Annotated in this window: 26 protein-coding genes, 1 tRNA gene and 1 pseudogene; 9 read left to right on the top strand and 19 right to left on the bottom strand. The window is 57.9% G+C overall.

The annotated features are described in order from the left end of the window. The first annotated feature begins 23 nt into the window (after positions 1 to 23). Positions 24 to 1,241, top strand: a complete 1,218-nt coding sequence (gene mhpT / locus ACYP2Q_RS08485; RefSeq protein WP_459730056.1) for a 3-(3-hydroxy-phenyl)propionate transporter MhpT — start codon at positions 24 to 26, stop codon at positions 1,239 to 1,241. 74 nt (positions 1,242 to 1,315) lie between these two features. On the opposite strand, the gene ACYP2Q_RS08480 is transcribed toward mhpT, so the two are convergent. Both ACYP2Q_RS08480 and ACYP2Q_RS08475 read right to left on the bottom strand, forming a co-directional pair. Next, complete coding sequence (locus ACYP2Q_RS08480; RefSeq protein WP_459730055.1) at positions 1,316 to 1,528, bottom strand: hypothetical protein; 213 nt, start codon at positions 1,526 to 1,528, stop codon at positions 1,316 to 1,318. Positions 1,529 to 1,582: 54 nt separating this feature from the next. Next, positions 1,583 to 1,750 (bottom strand): hypothetical protein, encoded by a 168-nt coding sequence (locus tag ACYP2Q_RS08475; protein WP_459730054.1) that lies wholly within the window; start codon positions 1,748 to 1,750, stop codon positions 1,583 to 1,585. A gap of 187 nt (positions 1,751 to 1,937) precedes the next feature. On the opposite strand from ACYP2Q_RS08475, the gene ACYP2Q_RS08470 reads away from it, so the two are divergent. Further along, the gene (locus tag ACYP2Q_RS08470; RefSeq protein ID WP_274077396.1) at positions 1,938 to 2,141 is read left to right on the top strand and encodes a hypothetical protein; all 204 of its coding nucleotides are present in this window, start codon (positions 1,938 to 1,940) and stop codon (positions 2,139 to 2,141) included. Between the two features lie 975 nt (positions 2,142 to 3,116). Here ACYP2Q_RS08470 and ACYP2Q_RS08465 read toward each other — a convergent pair. Further along, positions 3,117 to 3,422 (bottom strand): annotated as a pseudogene (locus ACYP2Q_RS08465) (transporter); the annotation flags it as partial. An 814-nt stretch (positions 3,423 to 4,236) separates the two neighbouring features. Between ACYP2Q_RS08465 and ACYP2Q_RS08460 the strand changes: the two are divergent. Next, the gene (locus tag ACYP2Q_RS08460; RefSeq protein WP_459730098.1) at positions 4,237 to 5,109 is read left to right on the top strand and encodes a TauD/TfdA dioxygenase family protein; all 873 of its coding nucleotides are present in this window, start codon (positions 4,237 to 4,239) and stop codon (positions 5,107 to 5,109) included. 109 nt (positions 5,110 to 5,218) lie between these two features. Continuing rightward, positions 5,219 to 5,698: a 2,4'-dihydroxyacetophenone dioxygenase family protein gene (locus ACYP2Q_RS08455; protein ID WP_459730053.1), complete on the top strand. Its 480-nt coding sequence runs from the start codon at positions 5,219 to 5,221 to the stop codon at positions 5,696 to 5,698. Between the two features lie 64 nt (positions 5,699 to 5,762). Here the strand turns inward: ACYP2Q_RS08455 and ACYP2Q_RS08450 are convergent, their stop codons facing one another. Then, complete coding sequence (locus ACYP2Q_RS08450; RefSeq protein ID WP_459730052.1) at positions 5,763 to 6,800, bottom strand: alpha/beta fold hydrolase; 1,038 nt, start codon at positions 6,798 to 6,800, stop codon at positions 5,763 to 5,765. Between the two features lie 111 nt (positions 6,801 to 6,911). On the opposite strand from ACYP2Q_RS08450, the gene ACYP2Q_RS08445 reads away from it, so the two are divergent. Next, positions 6,912 to 7,937 (top strand): AraC family transcriptional regulator, encoded by a 1,026-nt coding sequence (locus ACYP2Q_RS08445; protein ID WP_459730051.1) that lies wholly within the window; start codon positions 6,912 to 6,914, stop codon positions 7,935 to 7,937. Positions 7,938 to 8,198: 261 nt separating this feature from the next. Beyond that, positions 8,199 to 8,414, top strand: a complete 216-nt coding sequence (locus ACYP2Q_RS08440) for a hypothetical protein (RefSeq protein ID WP_459730050.1) — start codon at positions 8,199 to 8,201, stop codon at positions 8,412 to 8,414. 135 nt (positions 8,415 to 8,549) lie between these two features. Here ACYP2Q_RS08440 and ACYP2Q_RS08435 read toward each other — a convergent pair. From ACYP2Q_RS08435 to thrS, 9 genes are all read right to left on the bottom strand, one after another. After that, positions 8,550 to 8,626 (bottom strand) — tRNA-Pro (locus ACYP2Q_RS08435). Positions 8,627 to 8,715: 89 nt separating this feature from the next. Beyond that, complete coding sequence (locus ACYP2Q_RS08430) at positions 8,716 to 9,072, bottom strand: MerR family transcriptional regulator (RefSeq protein ID WP_003179985.1); 357 nt, start codon at positions 9,070 to 9,072, stop codon at positions 8,716 to 8,718. Continuing rightward, positions 9,053 to 9,355 (bottom strand): integration host factor subunit alpha, encoded by a 303-nt coding sequence (gene ihfA / locus ACYP2Q_RS08425; protein ID WP_002553164.1) that lies wholly within the window; start codon positions 9,353 to 9,355, stop codon positions 9,053 to 9,055. Before ihfA ends, ACYP2Q_RS08430 begins: the two co-directional genes overlap by 20 nt. A 3-nt stretch (positions 9,356 to 9,358) precedes the next feature. Continuing rightward, positions 9,359 to 11,740: a phenylalanine--tRNA ligase subunit beta gene (pheT, locus tag ACYP2Q_RS08420; protein ID WP_459730049.1), complete on the bottom strand. Its 2,382-nt coding sequence runs from the start codon at positions 11,738 to 11,740 to the stop codon at positions 9,359 to 9,361. A gap of 26 nt (positions 11,741 to 11,766) precedes the next feature. Next, positions 11,767 to 12,783 (bottom strand): phenylalanine--tRNA ligase subunit alpha, encoded by a 1,017-nt coding sequence (pheS, locus tag ACYP2Q_RS08415; protein WP_007905876.1) that lies wholly within the window; start codon positions 12,781 to 12,783, stop codon positions 11,767 to 11,769. 109 nt (positions 12,784 to 12,892) lie between these two features. Further along, a complete protein-coding gene (rplT, locus tag ACYP2Q_RS08410; protein ID WP_007905879.1) occupies positions 12,893 to 13,249 on the bottom strand; it encodes a 50S ribosomal protein L20 in 357 nt (118 codons plus the stop codon). Positions 13,250 to 13,277: 28 nt separating this feature from the next. Continuing rightward, entirely contained in the window at positions 13,278 to 13,472 is a 195-nt protein-coding gene (rpmI, locus tag ACYP2Q_RS08405) for a 50S ribosomal protein L35 (RefSeq protein WP_002553160.1), read from the bottom strand. 60 nt (positions 13,473 to 13,532) lie between these two features. Beyond that, positions 13,533 to 14,084: a translation initiation factor IF-3 gene (gene infC / locus ACYP2Q_RS08400; protein WP_172668659.1), complete on the bottom strand. Its 552-nt coding sequence runs from the start codon at positions 14,082 to 14,084 to the stop codon at positions 13,533 to 13,535. Then, entirely contained in the window at positions 14,084 to 16,006 is a 1,923-nt protein-coding gene (gene thrS, locus ACYP2Q_RS08395) for a threonine--tRNA ligase (RefSeq protein WP_459730048.1), read from the bottom strand. The genes infC and thrS overlap by 1 nt, the downstream gene beginning before the upstream one ends. 374 nt (positions 16,007 to 16,380) lie before the next feature. On the opposite strand from thrS, the gene ACYP2Q_RS08390 reads away from it, so the two are divergent. Together ACYP2Q_RS08390 and ACYP2Q_RS08385 are read left to right on the top strand one after the other, a co-directional pair. After that, positions 16,381 to 16,683 carry a hypothetical protein gene (locus ACYP2Q_RS08390; protein WP_459730047.1) on the top strand — a complete coding sequence of 101 codons (303 nt, stop codon included), beginning with the start codon at positions 16,381 to 16,383 and terminating at the stop codon, positions 16,681 to 16,683. Between the two features lie 292 nt (positions 16,684 to 16,975). Beyond that, the gene (locus ACYP2Q_RS08385; RefSeq protein ID WP_003179963.1) at positions 16,976 to 17,188 is read left to right on the top strand and encodes a cold-shock protein; all 213 of its coding nucleotides are present in this window, start codon (positions 16,976 to 16,978) and stop codon (positions 17,186 to 17,188) included. A gap of 71 nt (positions 17,189 to 17,259) precedes the next feature. On the opposite strand, the gene ACYP2Q_RS08380 is transcribed toward ACYP2Q_RS08385, so the two are convergent. Further along, positions 17,260 to 17,577 (bottom strand): I78 family peptidase inhibitor, encoded by a 318-nt coding sequence (locus ACYP2Q_RS08380; RefSeq protein ID WP_459730046.1) that lies wholly within the window; start codon positions 17,575 to 17,577, stop codon positions 17,260 to 17,262. A gap of 167 nt (positions 17,578 to 17,744) precedes the next feature. Further along, positions 17,745 to 18,050: a hypothetical protein gene (locus ACYP2Q_RS08375; protein WP_459730045.1), complete on the bottom strand. Its 306-nt coding sequence runs from the start codon at positions 18,048 to 18,050 to the stop codon at positions 17,745 to 17,747. Positions 18,051 to 18,183: 133 nt separating this feature from the next. On the opposite strand from ACYP2Q_RS08375, the gene ACYP2Q_RS08370 reads away from it, so the two are divergent. Continuing rightward, positions 18,184 to 18,393 (top strand): hypothetical protein, encoded by a 210-nt coding sequence (locus tag ACYP2Q_RS08370; protein WP_459730044.1) that lies wholly within the window; start codon positions 18,184 to 18,186, stop codon positions 18,391 to 18,393. 18 nt (positions 18,394 to 18,411) lie between these two features. On the opposite strand, the gene ACYP2Q_RS08365 is transcribed toward ACYP2Q_RS08370, so the two are convergent. The 4 genes from ACYP2Q_RS08365 to ACYP2Q_RS08350 are packed head-to-tail and all read right to left on the bottom strand — an operon-like array spanning position 18,412 to position 21,780. Then, a complete protein-coding gene (locus ACYP2Q_RS08365) occupies positions 18,412 to 19,434 on the bottom strand; it encodes a nucleoside hydrolase (protein WP_459730043.1) in 1,023 nt (340 codons plus the stop codon). After that, on the bottom strand, positions 19,386 to 19,790 hold the full coding sequence (gene rbsD, locus ACYP2Q_RS08360) for a D-ribose pyranase (protein ID WP_459730042.1): 405 nt from the start codon (positions 19,788 to 19,790) through the stop codon (positions 19,386 to 19,388). Before rbsD ends, ACYP2Q_RS08365 begins: the two co-directional genes overlap by 49 nt. Next, entirely contained in the window at positions 19,787 to 20,704 is a 918-nt protein-coding gene (rbsK, locus tag ACYP2Q_RS08355; RefSeq protein ID WP_459730041.1) for a ribokinase, read from the bottom strand. The genes rbsD and rbsK overlap by 4 nt, the downstream gene beginning before the upstream one ends. Positions 20,705 to 20,760: 56 nt before the next feature. Further along, positions 20,761 to 21,780 carry a LacI family DNA-binding transcriptional regulator gene (locus tag ACYP2Q_RS08350; RefSeq protein ID WP_459730040.1) on the bottom strand — a complete coding sequence of 340 codons (1,020 nt, stop codon included), beginning with the start codon at positions 21,778 to 21,780 and terminating at the stop codon, positions 20,761 to 20,763. Between the last annotated feature and the right edge of the window lie 3 nt (positions 21,781 to 21,783).

The following is a 21,783-nucleotide window of genomic DNA, read 5'->3' as shown; positions in this document are numbered from 1 at the left end:
AAAACAACAATGAGGTTCCACCCATGGACAGCCCATCGCGTCGTTCGACGCTGACAATCGCTTTGTGCTTTATCGTTGCGCTGATCGAGGGTTTCGATCTGCAGGCCGCCGGCACCGCTGCCGCCGGGCTGCGCCAGAGTTTTGCCCTGGACCCGAAGATGATGGGCTGGGTGTTCAGCGCCGGGATCATCGGCCTGCTGCCCGGGGCGTTTTTTGGCGGCTGGGTCGCCGATCGCATCGGCCGCAAGAAAATCCTCGTCGGTGCCGTGCTGCTGTTCGGCCTGTTCTCCCTGTGCACGGCCTACGTCGAGAGCTACTCCAGCCTGTTGCTGGTGCGCTTCATGACCGGTTTGGGCCTGGGCGCCGCCCTGCCCAACCTGATCGCCTTGTGCGCCGAGGCCGTGAGCGAACGCAACCGTGGCACCGCCATCAGTGTCATGTATTGCGGCGTGCCCCTGGGCGGTGCGCTCGCGGCGGTGGTGGCGATGTTTTCCAGTGAACACTGGCAAACCACCTTCATCATCGGCGGCCTGGTGCCCTTGCTGGTCGTACCGCTGATGGCCCTGCTGCTGCCCGAATCCACCGCCTTCCGCCAGCAACACTCAGCAACCGGCAGCCTGCGACCCTCCAGCGCACAGGCACTGTTCGGCGAAGGCCGCACACGCAACACCCTGGCCTTGTGGCTGAGCTATTTCTTCACCCTCACCGTGATGTACATGCTGCTCAACTGGCTGCCATCGTTACTGCTGGAACAGGGCTTCAGCAAACCCCAGGCGGGCATGGTGCAGATGCTGTTCAACATCGGCGGCGCCCTCGGCTCGCTGCTCGGTGGCCTGCTTCTGGATCGATGCAACGGCTTCAAGGTCGTGGTGTTCGTTTACACCGGGTTGCTGACGGCGCTGGCTGGGGTCGGATTGGCCGTGGGTATCGTACCGATGGCGATCGCCGGATTTGCCGCCGGGCTGTTCGTCATGGCTGCGCAACTGGTGCTCTACGCCCTGGCGCCACCGTCCTACCCGACCGCGGTGCGCGCCACCGGTGTCGGCGCCGCCGTGGCCATCGGCCGTCTGGGCTCGGTGGCAGGCCCCTTGGCCGCCGGGCAAATCCTGGCTGCGGGAGCGGGCACCACTGGCGTGCTGCTGGCGACCTCTCCCGGGCTGGTGATTGCTGCGCTGTCGATCCTGACTGTAATCGCCCGCACCGGATCGAGCGCGCAAGGGCAGCTGAAAACTGCCAGCTAAGCGGTTGATCTTCACAAGTGTTGCCTTCACTGCAACGACATCGGGAGTTCAAGCGAGGGTCCTGCCAAGGGCCCTCAATCTTCCTTAGCGCAATGCAAGCTCGCGAAAATCATCCCGAACAGCCAGCCACCGATCATGGCCAGGTAGAGGGATTTGTATCCGGGGACTGTATAGGCAAGCGAATAGTTGACCGCGGTGACCGCGAGGGCAGCAAAGAAAAACTGCTTGCGGGTAAACCTGCTTAGATAACGCTCTGAGGCTGCGTTGAGGGCCTTGAGATATTTCATTGGTTTCATCCTTGAAAAAACGCAGGCAACCTGACCCACCTTGATATTGCCGGCCTAGTCCTCTTGATCAATCGAATCAAGATAGTCCAGGTCATCATCTTCTTCGTCTTCATCGTCAAGAATGCCTTGGGCATCTACTTCAGCCCAGGGTTCTTCATCGTGGAATTCATGATCGAGCAAATGGTCGTGCTCGGGCTCAGGAATATCGATCTCTTCGCTCATTTACATGTCCTGCTTTGACTAAACTGTGCAATGTGCACCTATATAAGCGTGCCCTGCCCCTCAGTCAATGTTCAGACACTCAAGGCCGTCGGTTGATATTCTGTTTCACTACTTTTTCCCATTGAAATGAGCGCCAAAAAATGCCGAATCGTCGGCGTTATCGCTCGCGCACTGAGCCATTTTGACAATGCCAAAGAAGCGGCAGACAGACACACCCGCAGCAACCGCTGCAGACATTGAAAGATCCATCCAGGCCCTGAACAAAATGGCCGAACGACTATGGGGAGATGGCCGGGAAGCCGAGGCAAAAGCCCTTCTCGATGCCTTGGACGCATTGAACCGGGCGCTTGATCGGATCAGGATTGGAGAGAGTCGCAGGGTGCTCCATTGAGGTGGGTTTCGCGTTTTGCCCTACCCCGCGACGGTTTTCGCCTCACTGGGAAGACCGGGTGAATTGATAACGCACCTCCCCGCTGTCCGTGCCGACAAACCAGTAGTCATTTTTATCCGATTTCACTCGAACACACTCTGTTGGATAGCCCGGGGATTCGATACATAAAACTCCATCCTTAACTTTCCATCGTTCCGTCACTGGCGCCGCACCAGAAGTTTTGAAGATCGCCGCCAGAAGTGGCGCAGCCTGTTAATGCGAGGACAATGAGCGTAACGCTGAGGCTTTTGATATTCACGCTGCACCACGGCTATGTGTTGTGGACGCTGGGTTGAGCTTAGGCGCGTTTCCCTTGCGTCGTTGGAAATCTGCTCTGCATGCGTATGCGCACCTCGTCACGTCTTCGTCACAATTGTCCAGCACAATGCAGTCAGCCAAAGGGAATTGGCTACGTGATTGGAAAGCCCGACCCAGGTCGGGCTTTTTCATTTGCGCTCTCACCCTTCAGACTGCATTGCGACCCATCATCGTTGATGTCGTACTGCGAGCCCACGGGCAGTTCGTGCCGGAAGCGGGTTACGTGACTCATGTTGCCCCCCGTTCATCCACCTTCCTTGATAAATACCAATCAGGGATTAAGGTTTATGGATTGACCACCAAGGGGCCAGATCATGGGGGAAGTCTTCATCGTGCAAAAACGACCTGCCCACGGTGTTTCGAACGGTTTCTACTATCGAATCGTCGACATCCGTACAGGGGAGGCAGTGAATCGAAATTTCGCACAGGCCGTACAGGCAGAAATCCATTGCCGTCACCTGAATGAAATACTTTCTCGTCCCAACACAGTCGACTCTTGTGGGATCAACCTGATGCCAGATTGGTAATTGGACTCAAAGGGCACTTACTGAGTCCGGCGATCTGCATTTCCCGCCACCTGACCACTCAATGCTCACAGTTCAGCCTGTGGCACAGCCAGGCGAGCCCGCCAGACACCAGGCCATGCTGATCGATGACAGGAAGGATGGTCCGGGAAGTCAGGTTCCATTCCTCGTTCAGACTGAAGGGCAACACCGGCTGAATATTGGTGACGCTTTGATAGCCCTCACCGCTGGGACCGAGTTTCTGATTCCAGTTGTATTGAATCGGCAAACTGTAGAGTGCAGCGACCGGGTTCAGGGATTGTTTAGCCAGTTCCGCCTGACTATCGGCAGCGACACCTGGTTCAGGCCAGATAACAACCAAGGAAATAAAAGGAGCAAGAAGCTGAAAGACTTTGCTCACTGCCATTGCCTGTCCCGGAGTTGAGAGCTTTAACTACCGTATCGCTACTGAAAGGCTGAGGCAAAGCCCTAGCGCATAGAGCTGAGTTCAGGTTTTTACACCGTGACCAGGAACGACCATGAATGCGGCGCGGATGTTGCGAAAGACTTCCAATCTCCATTTAAAAATCTTACTGCTCTCCTTCACGTAGTTAACAGCTCCCTGTCGGATCATGGGCCCGGAAGCGGATGGAAATTGGCCATCACGAAAGGAAAGCGTGGAGCTACCGCTGCCAAATCATCTTCACCCGTTCACGAAAGGCAGCAAACGGCCGATTCTGTTGAAAAAGTCGGCCATAGTTTCCACGGCAGAAAAGTACGCGCTTGAGATTGAAATCTTTACTTTGAGCAGAGGTTTCTGGGCTCAGATTTCGCGTAGCTGCTCGCAAAAAGAAACGTTTTCAGCAGTCAGTACGCGGGCAGTCTCGAAGGACCGACTTTTTCAACAGAATCGGCCAAAAGCTGCCTCTCATCAAAGGCCACCTTTAGCCAAAATCGGATCACCCAACCTGCATCGCAATATTGTTCGTTTTCCTGTCTTCCCTTGTCTCAATATGCGAAGAAACTGTCCTGCTAAGCCCATGGCATCGCGCCCGCGATACCTACTATAGGCCCGGTGCCTCTGCCCAATTTGGCAGGGAGCAGCTACCCATAGCGGATGCACATATTGCGCAACGCCGTAAATGCCCGGATTGAAGACAACAATGACAATATTCGCCACCCAAGACACGCCATCAGCCCCCGCCATTATTCGCTCGTCAGTGCGCCAGCATTCGATCAAGGTGGAAATTTGCTCACCCGCCATCGGTGCCGAACTCAGCAATATCAACCTGGCCGATGCTGCCCAAGACCCCGAACTGATCGCGGAAATCCGGGCGCTGTGGTTGAAGTACAAAGTTCTGTTCTTTCGCGATCAGGACATCACCCCTATGGAGCAACAGCACTTCGCCGCGCAATTCGGCGACTTGGAAGGACATCCCTTGGCACCGAGCCACCCGGAGGCAGACAAGCTTCTGATGTTGTACCGCAACCTCGACCCAAGTAAGCCCAAGAGTTTTGTCGAAAAAGCGAGCCGCGAAAACCTGTGGCATACCGATGTCACCTTTAAGCCGGCTCCGCCTCGCGGCGCGATATTGCGCTGCGAGCAAGGCCCTGAATCCGGCGGCGACACCCTGTTCTCCAACATGGTAATGGCTTACGAAAACCTGCCCAGCACCATCAAACAACGGATCGAAGGCCTGTTCGCAAAACACAGTGCCGAGCACTCCTTTGGTGCCCAGATGCCCCGCGAAGAACGTCACGCAATGGCCCTGAAAACCCCCGCCGCTGAACATCCGGTGGTACTGATCCACCCTGAAACAGGTGAAAAAGTGCTGTTCGTCAACTCCGCGTTCACCACCCATTTCGCGAACTTCTTCAACTTCGAAGACATCCGCTACGGCCAGGACTTCATGCCCGAGGCACATCACCTGATGAATTACCTGACCTCTCAGGCGGCTATTCCGGAGTACCAGGTACGCCTGAAGTGGCGCACCAACACGGTTGCCATGTGGGATAACTTGCAAGTCCAGCACTACGCGGTGGCCGACTACGGCAATGCACCAAGAAAGATGCTCCGCGCCACACTTGCGGGCACCCCGCTAACCTGATTCGAACCGTCTCCCCCAGAGAAAACCAGGACCCCCGACCATCAGAGATCGTCGGGCTGTCTTGGCTGCCGACGAATACTCGATCTGAACCGCGTCAATGGAGATAAACATGCTCTACGAACACGTCGACACCGCAGTCATCGATGGCGAATCGCTGCCGTGGGTACCCTTTACGCCCTATGCGGAAAACGTTCTGCTGAAGTACTTCAAGCTTGACCCGATTCGTGGTGAATGGATTGTCATGATGAAGTCGCCGATCGACATGCAATTGCCCAAGCACCATCACACGGGGACGGTGATGGTCTACACGATCGAAGGCCATTGGAAATACAAGGATCACGACTGGATCGCTGGCCCTGGCAGCATCGTGTATGAGACTGCTGGATCGACTCACACGCCTGAAGTCGTCAGCACGGGAAGCACAGAGGGGTATGTGCTCACCCTGGTTCAGGTGAATGGCGATCTGGCGTTTCTGGACGGCAACGACAACATCGTCGCGCTCGAAAACTGGAAGTCAGGATTGCATCGCTATCTTGCCTACTGCGAGCAGCATGACATCGCACCGAAAGACCTGACGGCATTCAACTGAGTAACAGGCATTGCCGCGAAAAACGCGAATCGGGCGGGCGCACCAAAGCGCTCGCCCCCCATCGTTAGAACTGTTCGAGAAACGTCAGGAGCAGTTCGTTGACTTGCTCGGTGCTTTCTTCTGCAGCGCTATGGCCCACGCCGGGTAGCAGTACTTTCTTCTGTAGCCCGGGTAGATAGGTGTCGAGCTGATCGTAGAGACCGCGGATTTCGACTGGCTCCAGTGAAGGGTCGGCAGCACCACCGATGAACATGCTCGGCTGGCGCACCACCGCACCATCAAGAAACGCGGTGATTTCCCAGTTCCGGTCGCGAAAGCGATAGTAGTTCAATGCACCGGTAAACCCGGTACGCGTGTATTCGGCGACGTAGTAATCGAGCGCCCTTGCGCTCAGCCATGACGGGAACTCGCCCTTCGGTTCAGTGAAGGCATTGAGAATGGGCTCACCTGGCTCGACGAACAGACGCCAGCGTTCAGCGCCGACAGCACTGCCGGAAATCGAATAGAAAACGCTACGCAAGGTCTTGCGCGGGTCGCTGGCCAGTTCGCGATCCGGCTTATCGAGCTGCTGGAAATACAGGTGGTGATACACCCGGCCCTTCGCCATTGCCTGCAAACCTACGGTCGGTTTGACCTTGCCGCGTGGTGGCACCGGCGTATTGAGCATCACCAGGCCACGGAACAGATCCGGCCTTAGCATGGCTGCGGCTTGGGCCACCCAGGCGCCCAAGTCGTGCCCAATGATCACTGCGGAGGTTTCGCCCAGAGTCGCCATCAAGCCCACCATGTCGCCGACAGCCTGGCTCATGTCATAGGCCTCAATGGCATCGGGCCGATCGGTTTGCCCAAAACCCCGCTGATCGGGGACGACGACCCGATAACCGGCCTCGGCCAACGCCACGATCTGGCGTCGCCACATGTACCAAAGGTAGGGAAAACCGTGCAGCAGGATGACGAGCGGACCCTGTCCCTCGTCGACGTAATGCATGCGAATGCCGTTGAGTTCGGCGAAGCAGTGGTTGAATACCTCAGGGTCGTCAGCGTCCACTTGCGCCCTTGCCGCGAGCGGCTGGCTGATATGTGTTGCGGTGCGCGTGCCCACTATCCACCTCCATCTTTGCTGTAGTTGTCAGCCTGAAGGTAGCCGTGATCGGGTGTCCTGCACTAAGCTTCTGAAGACACAATCTTGTGAATTTGGGACATGAGGGGATGCATGTACACCGTGACGCGCAGTGCCAGCCTAACCAACTATGAGCAGGTTGCCCGTTCAGTGGGGCTCGATCCATTTCGAATGCTGCGTTTGGCCAAGTTGCCAGCCAGTGCCCTCGATGATCCGAATATCATGATCAGCAGCGATTCGGTGGGTTTGCTACTGGAGGAGTCGGCCCGTCTCTCCGGCCAGGAGGCCTTCGGACTGCTGCTCGCGGAAACACGACACCTATCCAATTTCGGCATGCTCGCGCTACTCATCCGCGAAGAACCGACACTTCGCGCAGCCTTGCAATCGTGCGCGCGCTATATGCGCCTGCATAACGCCGGGGTGGAGTTGCGACTTGAGGATGTAGGCGACCTGGTGCTGCTGCATGTGGGTGTAAAAATGCAGGGCCATCACGGTGTCTGGCGTCAGGCTATCGAACAGTCAACGGGTATTGGACTGCGTACGTTGAACGTGCTGACGCGCAATACGTTCCGCCCGGTCAGGGTCAGTTTTACTCATGAGCGACCTGCCAGCCTTGAGGTGCACCACCGCGTACTGGGCACAGCTATCGAGTTTTCGCAGGAGTTCAATGCCATCGTTTGTCGTAGGCGCGATCTGGACGTGCCCATTCCCGCGGCTGACCCCGCGTTGCATCGGGAAATAAAGCGATCGCTGGACCTGCAGTTGACTACCTTGCGCGACGAGCCGGCGCAGCGGGTACGCCAGATCGTCAAGATGCTGCTGCCAAGCGGACTGTGCTCCGTCGATGGGATTGCCCAGCATCTTGGCATGCATCGACGCACCCTTAGCCGACACCTGTCAGCCGAGGGAGAGAGTGTCACGACGATCATCAATGCTGTACGCGCTGAACTCGCCGAAGAGTACCTGGCCAACAGCAAACGTCGATTGTATGAAGTTGCCGAACTCCTCGGATTCTCCTCCGCCGGTGACTTTTCACGCTGGTTCCGCAGCCAGTTCGGCAAGACACCCTCGGATTGGGCCGCCGCCTACCGAGAGAGCAAGGCGAGACTGCCGCATTAATCCGTTGGCCCGCCTTGCCATCGCAAGATGGAGCGCGCGGCCATTTTCGGCGATAAACCCTACTGATATGTGAATAGTCCGAGACTGGAGACGCTTCTGAGTGCCTCCTTTGGGTCGGCAGTTGCCGTTTATGATGGCCGAATATGTTAGGAGCCGCAGTAGCGCAAAGTTAGGACTTCAACCCCGTATCCGGTCTTAAGATACGAAAAGAGGGATCATCTGTCCTACGCTTGCAGAAAGCCCGCAGTGAGGTGAACAGTCATGCAGTGCACTATCAGCGAGATCGCCCGCCGCGCTGGCATATCGAAGGCCGCGATCATTAAGGCTCGCAATGAGGGCCGCCTTTCCGAGTCACTGTTCACCCTAAACGAGCGCGGTATCACCTGCATCGCTGATGCTGAACTGACGGAGCAGGTACTGCGGCGAACCATTGGGCTTAGGATCAACAGCACACTGCGCATGCCACGTAGCAGCTGAACTACATCCTCAGGACAAAGCGAACATCTGCGCGCTTCGCTTAGAAAAGGGGATTATGTTTACCCCCTTGTTTACCCCTAGTCCAGAAATGAAAAAGCCCAATCTTTTCAGATTGGGCTAAGTCATTGAAAAATATGGTCGGGACGGAGTGATTCGAACACTCGACCCCTAGCACCCCATGCTAGTGCGCTACCGGACTGCGCTACGCCCCGACTAGGCGTGTTACTTGTTCCTCATCTCGAGGAACGCTCAAGAATATATCGCAAGCTTTTGAAAACTGGAAGTATTTAAATGCAGGAATTTATTTCTTGAGGACAACCAGTACATCTTCGAGCTCGGCAATCATCTGACGAATCATCTGTTTGTATTGGGTGGTGTCGTCTTTGGCTTCGTCGCCGGACAGGCGCAGGCGTGCGCCGCCGATGGTGAAACCCTGATCGTACAGCAGCGCGCGGATCTGCCGGATCATCAGCACGTCCTGGCGCTGATAATACCGGCGGTTTCCGCGGCGTTTGACGGGGTTGAGTTGAGGAAATTCTTGCTCCCAGTAGCGCAGCACGTGTGGTTTTACCGCACACAGTTCGCTGACTTCACCAATGGTGAAGTAGCGTTTGCCTGGAATGACGGGAAGCTCGTCGTTATGACTTGGTTCCAGCATAAGCCTCAACTCGGGCCTTCAACTTCTGCCCTGGACGAAAGGTGACCACACGGCGAGCCGTGATCGGGATTTCTTCCCCCGTTTTCGGGTTGCGGCCAGGCCGCTGGCGTTTGTCCCGAAGGTCGAAATTGCCGAAACCGGACAATTTGACCTGCTCGTTGTCTTCAAGAGCGTGCCTGATTTCCTCGAAAAACAGTTCGACCAATTCCTTGGCTTCCCGCTTGTTCAGGCCCAGCTCTTCATACAGACGTTCCGCCATCTCAGCTTTCGTCAAAGCCCCCATACGTCACTTCCTTAACGTGGCGTCCAACCTTTGTTCGAGCGAGGTGAGGATGTTTTGCGTCGTGGAATTCACCTCATCGTCATTAAGAGTGCGCGATGGATGCTGCCAGGTCAAGCCAACTGCAAGGCTTTTTCTATCAGGATCAATGCCTTTACCCTGATACACGTCAAATAGCCTTAGGTCTGTCAGCCACTCGCCTGCATTTTCACGGATTACGTCCAGTACTGCCGCGGCGGCAACATCTTTGTGTGCAATCAATGCAAGGTCACGACGCACTTCAGGAAAGCGCGACAACTCGTGGAATTTAGGCATTTTACCCGATGCCACTTCCGCCAGGACCAGCTCGAAAACGAAGACTGGACGGTCCAGACCCAGGGTTTTCGAAAGTTCAGGGTGGATGGCACCGATGAAACCGACCAGACGACCTTCACGCTCGATGCGTGCGGTTTGACCCGGGTGCAGCGCGGCGTGCTTGCCCGGCACGAAACTGAAGGCATCCAGCGCGCCGGCAAAGCCCAACACCGCTTCCACGTCAGCCTTGACGTCGAAGAAGTCGACAGTATCGCGACCTTGTGCCCAGCCTTCCGGCAGGCGGCTACCGCACACGACACCGGCCAGCATCGGCTCTTGCTTCAGGCCTTCGAGCTGGCCGACGAAGCGCAGGCCGCTTTCGAACAGGCGAACGCGATCCTGCTGACGGTTCAGGTTGTGTTGAAGCGCCTTGACCAGGCCTGGCCACAGCGACGAGCGCATGGCAGCCATGTCGTTCGAGATCGGGTTGGCCAGCAGCAACGGCTCGACACCTGGATTGAACAGTTCGAACTGTTTCGGATCGATGAAGCTGTAGGTGATCGCTTCCTGGTAACCACGGGCAACCAGCAGTCGACGCAGTTCAGGCAAGTCGCTACGGGCTTCAGCCTTGGCTTGCGGTGCCAGGCGCGCTTGCGGGTAACGAACCGGCAGGCGGTTGTAGCCATACAGGCGAGCCAGCTCTTCGATCAGGTCGACTTCCAGGCTGATATCGAAGCGATGGCTTGGCACTTCCACGCGCCACTGCCCTGCCCCATCGGCAGAAACGGTCAGGCCCAGAGCGTTGAGCAGACGCTCGACTTCGGCCGAATCCATTTCCATACCCAGCATCTGGGTGATGCGCTGGGCACGCAGGGTGACCGGTGCAATCTTCGGCAGGTGCTGTTCGCTGACGGTCTCGATGATCGGGCCGGCTTCGCCACCGGTGATTTCCAGCAGCAGGCCAGTGGCGCGCTCCATGGCTTCACGGGCCAGTTGCCAGTCCACGCCGCGCTCGTAGCGGTGCGAGGCATCGGTGTGCAGGCCATAGGAACGGGCCTTGCCAGCGACAGCGATCTGATCGAAGAACGCGCTTTCGAGGAAGATGTCGCGCGTGGTCGCGGTGTTCACGCCACTGTGCTCGCCACCCATGACGCCGGCGATGGCCAGGGCGCGGGTGTGGTCGGCGATTACCAGCGTATCGCTACGCAGGCTGACTTCCTGTCCGTCGAGCAGTACCAGCTTCTCGCCCTCTTCGGCCATGCGCACGCGGATGCCGCCATTGATTTCGGCGAGATCGAAGGCGTGCAGCGGTTGACCCAGTTCCAGCATCACGTAGTTGGTGATGTCGACGGCAGCGTCGATGCTGCGCACATCGCCACGACGCAGACGTTCAACCATCCACAGCGGCGTTGGCTTGGTCAGGTCGACGTTACGGATCACTCGGCCCAGGTAACGCGGGCAAGCAGCCGGCGCCAGGACTTCGATCGAACGAACTTCGTCGTGCACGGCAGGCACGGCAGGCACCACCGGACGGGTCACTTCAGCGGCGTACAGCGCACCGACTTCACGGGCCAGGCCGGCCAGGGACAGGCAGTCACCACGGTTCGGGGTCAGGTCGACCTCGATGCTGGCATCGTCCAGTTTCAGGTATTCACGAATGTCCTGACCGACCGGCGCATCAGCCGGCAACTCCATCAGGCCGTCGTTGCCTTCGCCCACTTGCAGCTCGGCTTGCGAGCACAGCATGCCGTTGGACTCGACGCCCCGCAGCTTGGCTTTCTTGATCTTGAAGTCGCCCGGCAGCTCGGCACCGATGGTGGCGAACGGGATCTTCAGGCCAGGGCGCACGTTTGGCGCGCCGCACACCACCTGGAAAGTCTCCGAGCCGTTGCTGACCTGGCACACACGCAGCTTGTCGGCATCCGGGTGCTGTTCGGTGCTCAGCACCTCGCCCACGATGACGCCACTGAATTCACCGGCGGCCGGCGTAACGCTATCGACCTCAAGACCGGCCATCGACAGACGGGCAACCAGCTCGTCGCGACTTACCTGCGGGCTTACCCAGCCACGCAGCCATTGTTCACTGAATTTCATCCTGCTCTCCTAAGAATTCGTTACGACTAGCGAAATTGCGCAAGGAACCGCAAGTCGTTGTCGAAGAACAGACGCAAGTCGTTCACGCCGTAACGCAGCATGGCCAGGCGCTCGACGCCCATGCCGAAGGCGAAGCCCGAAAACTCTTCCGGGTCGATCCCGGACATGCGCAACACGTTCGGGTGCACCATGCCGCAACCCATCACTTCCAGCCAGCCAGTCTGCTTGCAGACGCGGCAGCCTTTACCGCTGCACATCACGCATTCCATGTCGACTTCGGCCGATGGCTCGGTGAACGGGAAGTAGGAAGGACGGAAACGCACGGCCAATTCTTTTTCGAAGAACACCCGCAGGAATTCTTCGATGGTGCCTTTGAGGTCGGCGAAATTGATGTCGCGATCGACCAGCAGGCCTTCGACCTGGTGGAACATCGGCGAGTGGGTGATATCCGAGTCGCTACGGTACACACGGCCTGGGCAGACGATGCGGATCGGCGGCTGTTTCGACTCCATGGTGCGGACCTGTACCGGCGAGGTATGGGTGCGCAGCAACATGTTGGCGTTGAAATAGAAGGTGTCATGCATCGACCGGGCCGGGTGGTGGCCTGGGATGTTGAGCGCTTCGAAGTTGTGGTAGTCGTCTTCGACCTCAGGGCCTTCGGCGATGCCGTAGCCGATGTGGGTGAAGAACTGCTCGATACGTTCCAGAGTGCGTGTAACCGGATGCAGACCACCGGAGGTCTGGCCACGGCCAGGCAGGGTCACGTCAATGGACTCGGCAGACAGTTTGGCGGCCAGGTCGGCCTCTTCAAACAGTGCCTTGCGGGCATTGAGAACCTCTGTGACACGCTCCTTGGCAACGTTGATCAGGGCGCCGACTTGCGGACGCTCCTCTGCCGGCAAATTCCCCAGGGTCTTCATCACCTGAGTCAATTCGCCCTTCTTGCCAAGGTAGTGAACCCGGATTTGCTCCAGGGCATTGATATCTTCAGCGCTTTGCACAGCCTCTAGTGCTTGAGAGACGAGCGCATCCAGGTTTTCCATGTACAGACTCCAGATACAAAATAGGGGAAGAGCTTGAAGGCTCTTCCCCTATTTATGACGTTTAACACCTGGCCCCACAGAGGTGAGGCCGGGTGACTGTCGGGGGTACTTAAGCCAAGGTGGCTTTAGCTTTCTCGACAATCGCAGCAAACGCCGCTTTTTCGTTCACTGCCAGATCAGCCAGAACCTTACGGTCGATCTCGATGGACGCTTTTTTCAGGCCGGCGATGAAACGGCTGTAGGACAGACCGTTGATACGAGCACCAGCGTTGATACGAGCGATCCACAGAGCGCGGAACTGACGTTTTTTCTGACGACGGTCACGGTAGGCGTATTGGCCTGCCTTGATTACCGCTTGCTTGGCAACACGGAATACGCGGGAGCGTGCGCCGTAGTAGCCTTTAGCAAGTTTCAGAATTTTTTTGTGACGCTTACGGGCAATGACGCCACGCTTTACACGAGCCATGAGTTACTTCCTCTATTCTTGACTAAAATTAACGAAGGCGCAGCATGCGCTCGACTTTTGCCACGTCAGACGGATGCAGCAAGCTGCTACCGCGCAGTTGACGCTTACGCTTGGTCGACATTTTGGTCAGGATGTGGCTCTTGAAAGCGTGCTTGTGCTTGATACCGTTAGCAGTTTTCAGAAACCGCTTAGCAGCACCACTTTTGGTCTTCATTTTTGGCATGTTCGGATACTCCGCATTCAGTTGATAAACATAATCAGAAGGCCTGCCGTGCCCTGTTGATTACTTCTTCTTTTTCGGGGCGATGACCATGATCAGCTGGCGTCCTTCCATCTTAGGATGCTGTTCGACCGAACCGTACTCGAGCAAGTCACCTTCAACTCGCTTGAGCAGTTCCATCCCCAGCTCCTGGTGGGCCATCTCACGGCCGCGGAATCGCAAGGATACCTTGGCCCTGTCCCCGTCACTCAGGAAACGTACCAGGTTGCGCAGTTTTACCTGGTAATCCCCTTCCTCCGTCCCTGGACGAAACTTGATTTCTTTAACCTGGATCTGCTTCTGGTTTTTCTTGGCCGCAGCAACCTGCTTCTTCTTTTCGAAGATCGATTTGCCGTAGTCCATCAGTTTGCAAACAGGTGGTACTGCATCGGCGGAAATCTCCACCAGATCCAGCTTGGCCTCTTCAGCCTTAAGAAGCGCGTCTTCAATTGACACAATCCCAAGCTGTTCACCTTCAGCACCAATTAACCGAACCTCGCGGGCCGAGATATTCTCGTTGATCGGGGCTTTCGGTGCAGCTCGTTTATCTTGTCTCATTTCACGCTTAATAATAATTACTCCGAATCTGGGCGACCACGCCGGGAAACCGCTTGCGCGAGAAACTCAGCGAACTGGGCGACGGGCATCGAGCCCAGGTCAGCACCTTCACGAGTACGCACAGCGACAGTCTGCATCTCGACTTCCCGATCTCCGATAACCAAGAGATAAGGAACCTTGAGCAAAGTATGCTCGCGGATTTTAAAGCCGATTTTTTCATTTCTCAAGTCAGACTTGGCACGAAACCCGCTTTCGTTGAGAGTTTTTTCCACTTCTGCGGCAAAATCTGCCTGCTTGTCAGTGATATTCATGATCACTGCCTGGGTCGGAGCCAGCCACGCAGGGAATGCACCCTCGTAGTGCTCGATCAGGATTCCGACGAAACGTTCGAAGGAGCCCAGGATCGCCCGATGCAACATCACCGGATGCTTGCGGCTGTTGTCTTCGGAGACGAATTCGGCACCCAGACGGACAGGCAGGTTAAAATCGAGCTGCAGGGTACCACATTGCCAGACACGGCCAAGGCAATCTTTCAGCGAAAATTCGATCTTCGGACCGTAGAACGCACCTTCACCCGGCTGCAGATCGTACGGCAGGCCAGCACTATCAAGGGCTGCAGCCAAGGCCGCTTCGGCGCGATCCCACAGCTCGTCGGAACCGACGCGTTTTTCCGGACGAGTGGACAGCTTCATCTCGACGTCTTTAAAGCCGAAATCGGCGTAGACGTCCATGGTCAGCTTGATGAACGCGGCGGATTCGGCCTGCATCTGCTCTTCGGTGCAGAAGATGTGGGCGTCATCCTGGGTGAACGCACGCACACGCATGATGCCGTGCAGCGCACCCGACGGCTCGTTACGGTGGCAGGCACCGAATTCGGCCAGGCGCATCGGCAGCTCGCGGTAGCTTTTCAGGCCCTGGTTGAACACCTGCACGTGGCACGGGCAGTTCATTGGCTTGATCGCGTAGTCGCGGTTTTCCGACTGGGTGGTGAACATGTTGTCGGCGTAGTTGGCCCAGTGCCCGGATTTCTCCCACAGGCTGCGGTCAACGACCTGTGGAGTCTTGATCTCCAGGTAGCCGTTGTCGCGCTGCACCTTGCGCATATACTGCTCGAGCACCTGGTAAAGGGTCCAGCCGTTCGGGTGCCAGAACACCATGCCCGGCGACTCTTCCTGGGTGTGGAACAGGCCCAGGCGCTTGCCAATCTTGCGGTGATCGCGCTTTTCAGCTTCTTCGATGCGCTGGATGTAAGCCGCCAGCTGCTTCTTGTCGGCCCATGCCGTGCCGTAGACGCGCTGCAATTGCTCGTTCTTGGCATCGCCGCGCCAGTAGGCGCCGGACAACTTGGTCAGCTTGAAGGATTTCAGGAAACGCGTGTTCGGCACGTGCGGACCGCGGCACATGTCGACGTATTCTTCGTGATAGTACAGGCCCATGGCCTGCTCGTTCGGCATGTCCTCGACCAGGCGCAGCTTGTAGTCTTCGCCGCGGGCCTTGAACACTTCGATCACTTCGGCGCGCGGAGTGACTTTCTTGATCACGTCGTAATCTTTTTCGATCAGCTGCTGCATGCGCTGTTCGATGGCGGCCAGGTCGTCCGGGGTGAAAGGACGCTCGAAGGCGATGTCGTAATAGAAGCCTTCGTCAATGACCGGGCCGATGACCATCTTGGCCGTCGGGTACAGCTGCTTGACCGCGTGACCGACCAGGTGGGCGCAAGAGTGGCGAATGATCTCCAGCCCCTCTTCATCCTTTGGCGTGATGATTTGCAGCGTGGCGTCGCTGCTGATGGTGTCGCTGGCGTCAACCAGCTTGCCATCGACCTTGCCCGCTACAGTGGCCTTGGCCAGGCCGGCACCGATGGATGCGGCGACCTCGGCTACGGAAACCGGGTGATCGAAGGAACGTTGACTGCCGTCGGGAAGAGTAATAGTTGGCATGGCGCCTCCTCTCCTAGTGGTGACCCCTACCAAAGGTCACGTGGGTTGGGATGAGCCAGTACAAGATCCGATCCAGGCCATTCAATGACGAACGCCTGCCTTACAGCGGCAGGAGCCTTGCGGCCAACCGGAAAATCGAACCAGAGTGACTGGGATTCAAATCAGGGTTATTCGAACAATTGCCGCCACCGGGACTGAAGGTCAGCCGGGGCCTGCAAATAGCCGAGCGGAGCATGCTAGCACAGATGAACGGTCGTCGATGCACGCAGCATTGCCGCAAGGGTAAAACCGGCGATTTTATGCCAGAGTGCTGAACTTGAACCCCGCGTTGCCCCTCAGATAACAAGTCATTGACCCACAAGGAGCATCCCAGCATGCGTCTGAATCGTTTGTTCGCAGTCATCGCCCCAGTCGTTCTCCTGCTGCCCCTGGCCGCCCATGCAGAATGGCCCAAGGGCGAACGGGAGAAATACATGGCGCAGTGCGTTCCTGCGGCTGCGGAGAAGATTGGCACGCCAGCAGCGAAATCCCACTGCGCCTGTGGTGCCGACGCAATCAAATCGTACCCGGCCGGCGATATTTCGGCCTTGATGAACAACACTGCAAGTGACGCATTGAAGAAAGAGGCTCTGGGCAAAATTGCAAAATGCAAGGCCTCCAATAAAGAGGCGAAATGACCCCGCCCCAGTGCTTTCGGGCCATGATTTGCCGATAAAAAGACGCCCAATCAGGCCCTTTCGTACAAATTATGCAGGTTTTACAGCTTTTTTTATCGCCTTTACTTTCGACTGAAAGCCTTATAAACCGGGGCTTTCAGCCACATCAGCCCACAAAGAATGTGCGACTGTAGGGCAAACAACCGCTGTGGGGGGCTCCCAAAGCGAACATTTCGACTATGATACTCGGGTGTGCCCAGTTGGCCTGAGCAGCACAGTACTACTGAAAATATATGTTTCTTGGAGATACACCATGTCTAATCGCCAAACCGGCACCGTTAAATGGTTCAACGATGAAAAAGGCTTCGGCTTCATCACTCCTCAAGGTGGCGGTGACGACCTGTTCGTACACTTCAAAGCTATCGAAAGCGACGGTTTCAAAAGCCTGAAAGAAGGCCAGACTGTTTCCTTCGTGGCTGAGAAAGGCCAAAAGGGTATGCAAGCTGCTCAAGTTCGCCCAGAGTAATTTCCAGGCGCACTAAAAAAACCCCGTCCATGTGACGGGGTTTTTTATGGGCGATTCAAAAGCCTGATCGATCAGCCGCAGTTGACGCGGGTGACGACCCGATTGGCATCGGTATTGAGGTTCAGGCGGTCGGAGCGGTACTCCAGCGTGATCATGTCGTTTGGTTGGAGGAACCGTGCGTTTTGTGCGCCTGCACGGGTGCGTGCCTGCTCCAGCAGTTGCGGCGACGCCTGTTTGCCGATGGTGAATTCGGCCGCTTTGGCCTCGCAACGGCTATGACCTGACTCCGTGGTAGTGGCTGGGTCAGTCGGCTCAGTGGTGGCCGTGCTGCAACCGGCCAGCATGGCAGCAGCCAGCACAGTACCCAATGACGCGAGCTTCCAAGGCATGACGCCTCCTTATTTCGATGATTTAGCTGAATTCTTGCGACCGCCAATCCGGCGTTTGGTTTCACGGGGAGCCCAGGCAACCCGCCCTTCACAACGGACAAACGGCAAGTTTGCCTGAGCTGCGCCCTGCCCTTCATCTTTCAATCGTGACTGGATATGAACGGCGCTCAGTAGACGTCAATGTAGTCAAAGGCCGGTTTTGGCCAGTTCTGCTTCAACGCATTGTAGATCTGCATGACCCACACTTCGTCGCTGGCGGCTACCCGCCCGACATAACCGGAACCCTTGGCCCAGGTTTCCAGGCGAAACAGCAAGCCGTCGATATCGCTGCCACCCACGACCCCCGATGAAATATAGGCGATGCCGCCCTTGGTCACGCGCAATTGCGTGTGCTCATCGTCGCTGGCCGCAGCCAACAATTGGCGCACCGCTTCAAGGGTCAAGCCGCCGGGAGTGTTCAAATCGATCTGCACAACGCGATCCTTGAATAACTAACAAAGACCAAGTGTCGCATAGCCCTGCGCTCATGCCTAAGTCGCAGTGCCAAAAGCGCCATAAAGTGATTAACTCGACACTCACAATTTCCCCTGACTCTCGAGCCCTATCATGACCACCGTGAGCATCGACGCCGACATCAAGATCAAATGGCCAGATGGCCATATTTCTTACAGCCCCGGCAGCCCGGAAGAACTGGCCATCATCGGCATTGACCTGCTGGTCAAGGACCTGGGTACCGAAGCGGCACGATCCTTCATCGACCAGATCTTCGAAAAACACTCGAACAATCACGGCGCCGGGCATTTGCAGCGAGAGTGAGTCCCCAGGGTTCGCGAGTTACTTCAGACGCGCCAGGCGCTCGGTCAACAGATCGAAGAATCCCTGGGCGTCACCGTTTCCAACCCAGAAGGCATTCTTCGGCGCCTTGAGGCTGTCATACCAGTCGACGATGGTCTGGCCAAACGTCGGACCTTCGCGACTGTCGACCACCAGATTGACCGAACGGCCACTGAACAACTCCGGCTTGAGCAGGTAGCCGACGACCGTGGCGTCATGCACCGGCCCACCGGCTATGCCATACCGCGCCATATCACCGCTGATGCACTCTTGCAGGATATCGCACACCAGCTTGCCGGCCTTGTTCTTCAACGCCGCAATCTGCTCCAGGCGTGCGTCACTGGTGAGGATCTTGTGGGTCACGTCCAGCGGCAGGTAGACCAGCTTCGCGCCACTCTTGAGCACCACCTCGGCAGCGTGCGGATCGGCGAACAGGTTGAATTCCGCCACCGGGGTAATGTTACCGCCGTTGAAGTGCGCACCGCCCATGATCACTACTTCCTTGATACCCCGAACGATTCCCGGCTCGCGCATCAGCGCCAGGGCAAGGTTGGTCTGTGGCCCCAGCATGGCAATGGTAATGCTATGGGGCCTGGCGGCCAGCAGCGTGTCGATCAGGAAGTCAATCGCACTGCCCTTGGCCAGGCCTTGCTTCGGCTCATGGATGGCGACGCCCGGCAGACCTTCTTCGCCATGGACGTGCTCGGCATAGATGGGCATGCGTTGCAGCGGCGTCGGCGCCCCGGCGTATACCGGCACTCCTTCGCACCCAGCCCACTCAAGGGCAAGCCGCGCATTGCGCGAAGTCTTGTCCAGGCGCACGTTGCCGGCGACGGTGGTCAATGCGCGCACGTTCAATTCTTGCGGCGATGCCAGGGCAAACAGCAAGGCAATCACGTCGTCGGCACCGGGATCGGTATCGATGATCAGGTCGACCTGTTGTGGCGACTGGGCGCCGGTCGTGTTGATCGGCGTCAAAACGTCACCCCGGCAACCAGTACGATATTGCAGTAAGGCTGACATTCGCCGGTGCGCACAATCGCCCGCGCCTGGCGACTGAGGACCTTGAAGTGCTCATGGCTGAGCAGTTCGCGCCGCCCCAGCGCCCCCTCGGCCTCCAGCGCATCCAGGGCTGCCAGTGCCGGCGGCTGCCGATCGAGGATCTCCTGCGCCAGCACATGGCTTTCGACCTGCATTTCGCTGAGCACGACTTCAAGGGTGCTGACGAAATCCGGAATGCCGTGGGTCAGGGCCAGGTCGATCAATTCGACACCGGGCGGCACCGGCAGGCCTGCATCGCCGATCACCACCTTGTCGCCATGCCCCAGGGAGGCAATCAGCCGCGACAGCGCAACATTGAGCAAAGGGGTCTTTTTCATGGTGTTTTGAACGCCTGCACTTCGGCCAAGGTGGGAATCGAGGGTTGCGCGCCAGCCCGGGTGACCGACAACGCGGCGGCGACCTGGCCAAAACGTATCGCCTGGGCTTCGCCCTGGCCGGCCACCAGCGCCGCGGCGAAGCCGCCCACGAAGGTATCGCCGGCCGCCGTGGTGTCGAGCGCCTTCACGCTCGGTGCCGGGAAATGTTCGAAGCCCTTGCCATCGGCAAACAACGAGCCCTGGGCGCCGAGGGTAATGATGACCTTGCCGGCCCCCATCTCGATCAGGCGAGTGGCCGCGACCTGCGCCGCTTGCAGAGAGTCCACCGGCAAACCGCTGAGCGCCGCTGCTTCACTTTCGTTGGGGATCAGGTAGTCGATGGACGCATACCAGTGCGCCGGCAACGGTCGACTGGCCGGGGCGGGGTTGAGGATCACGATCTTACCCAGTTCACGAGCCCGCTTGAGCGCATGGCCGACCGTGGCGTCCGGCATTTCCAGCTGGCAGATGATCACATCCGCCTCCTGCAACACCGCATCGAAACAGCCGAGCACCGCCGGCGTCAGTTCGCCGTTGGCCCCAGCGACAATCACGATGGCGTTCTGGCTGTTGTCGTCGACCACGATCAACGCCACGCCACTGGTGCCCTCCACGGTACTGACGGCCCGACAATCGATGCCTTCGTCCAGCAACGCCTGACGCAACACCTGGCCGTAGGCATCGCTGCCCACGCAGCCCACCATCGACACCTGCGCGCCGAGGCGCGCGGCCGCCACGGCCTGGTTCGCGCCCTTGCCGCCACAGACTGTCGCAAACGACTGGCCGATCAGTGTTTCTCCACCACGGGGCAAGCGCGGAGCCCGGGTTACCAGGTCCATGTTCAAGCTGCCGACTACCACTACTTTTGCGGACATACTTTGCTACTCATCAAGACGGTTTCAGCGCTGCTTTGGGTTCAGCGGTGCTTTCGTTAGCGATATTGCTCAAACACCCCAGCCAACGGCGCGGTCGATTCGCGCATGACAATGCTGGGAGTGACGATCCTTTGTTCGGTCGCCAGGTCCGGCGTGGCGATCCGGCGCAGCAGCACCCCGGCCGCCATTTCGCCCAACTGCAGGATCGACTGCCCCACGGTGGTCAAGGCCGGATAGACATAACGGCTCATCTGGATGTCGTCGAAGCCGATCACCGACAGGTCCGTCGGCACGCGGATATTGCGTTCGGCGGCGGCACGCAGCACGCCAAAGCCGATCATGTCGTTGGCGGCGAAGATCGCGCTGGGCGGATTCTGTTCCAGCAGCGTCGCGGCGGCGCTGTAACCGCCGGTGCTGGTGAAATCGCTTTCCAGCATGCGCTCGGGCGCAACGCTGATGCCCGCCTCTGCAAGGGCCCGGCAAAACCCGGCCAGGCGCATCTGCGCCACGCTGGTGGTCGCCGGGCCGCTGATGGTGGCGATATCCCGATGACCCAACTCCAGCAGATGCCGGGTCGCCAGGTAGGCGCCATACTCGTGATCGATGCGCACCAGGTCCGCATCGACGCCTTCGAGCCCGCGGTCGACGATCACCATTGGCGTGCGCACGCTCGCCAGGCCCTGGGCCAGTCCGCTGTCACCCCCGGCCGAGGCGACGATAAGCCCATCGATGCGTTTCTCCAGCAGCACCCGCAGGTAGCTGCGCTGCTTGTCCGGGTTATCGTCGGAATTGCACAGGATCACGCAATAGCCATTGCGCTCACAATAATCCTCGATGCCCCGCGCCAGTTCGGCGAAGTACGGGTTGAGGCTGTTGGGCACCAGCAGGCCGATGGTGGCCGTGGTCTTGGCCTTGAGGGACCGGGCCACGGCGCTGGGTACGTAGTCGAGGGTCTTGATCGCCGCCTCGACCTTGACCCGCACTTCTTCACTGACCGGCCGGGTCTTGTTCACCACGTGGGAAACCGTGGTGTAGGAAATCCCCGCCAGTGCTGCTACATCCTTGATCGTTGCCATGAC

The organism is Pseudomonas sp. MHK4 (assembly GCF_054600775.1).
The sequence above is the reverse complement of the archived record's forward strand: the minus strand, read 5'-3'. Positions and strand labels throughout refer to the sequence as shown.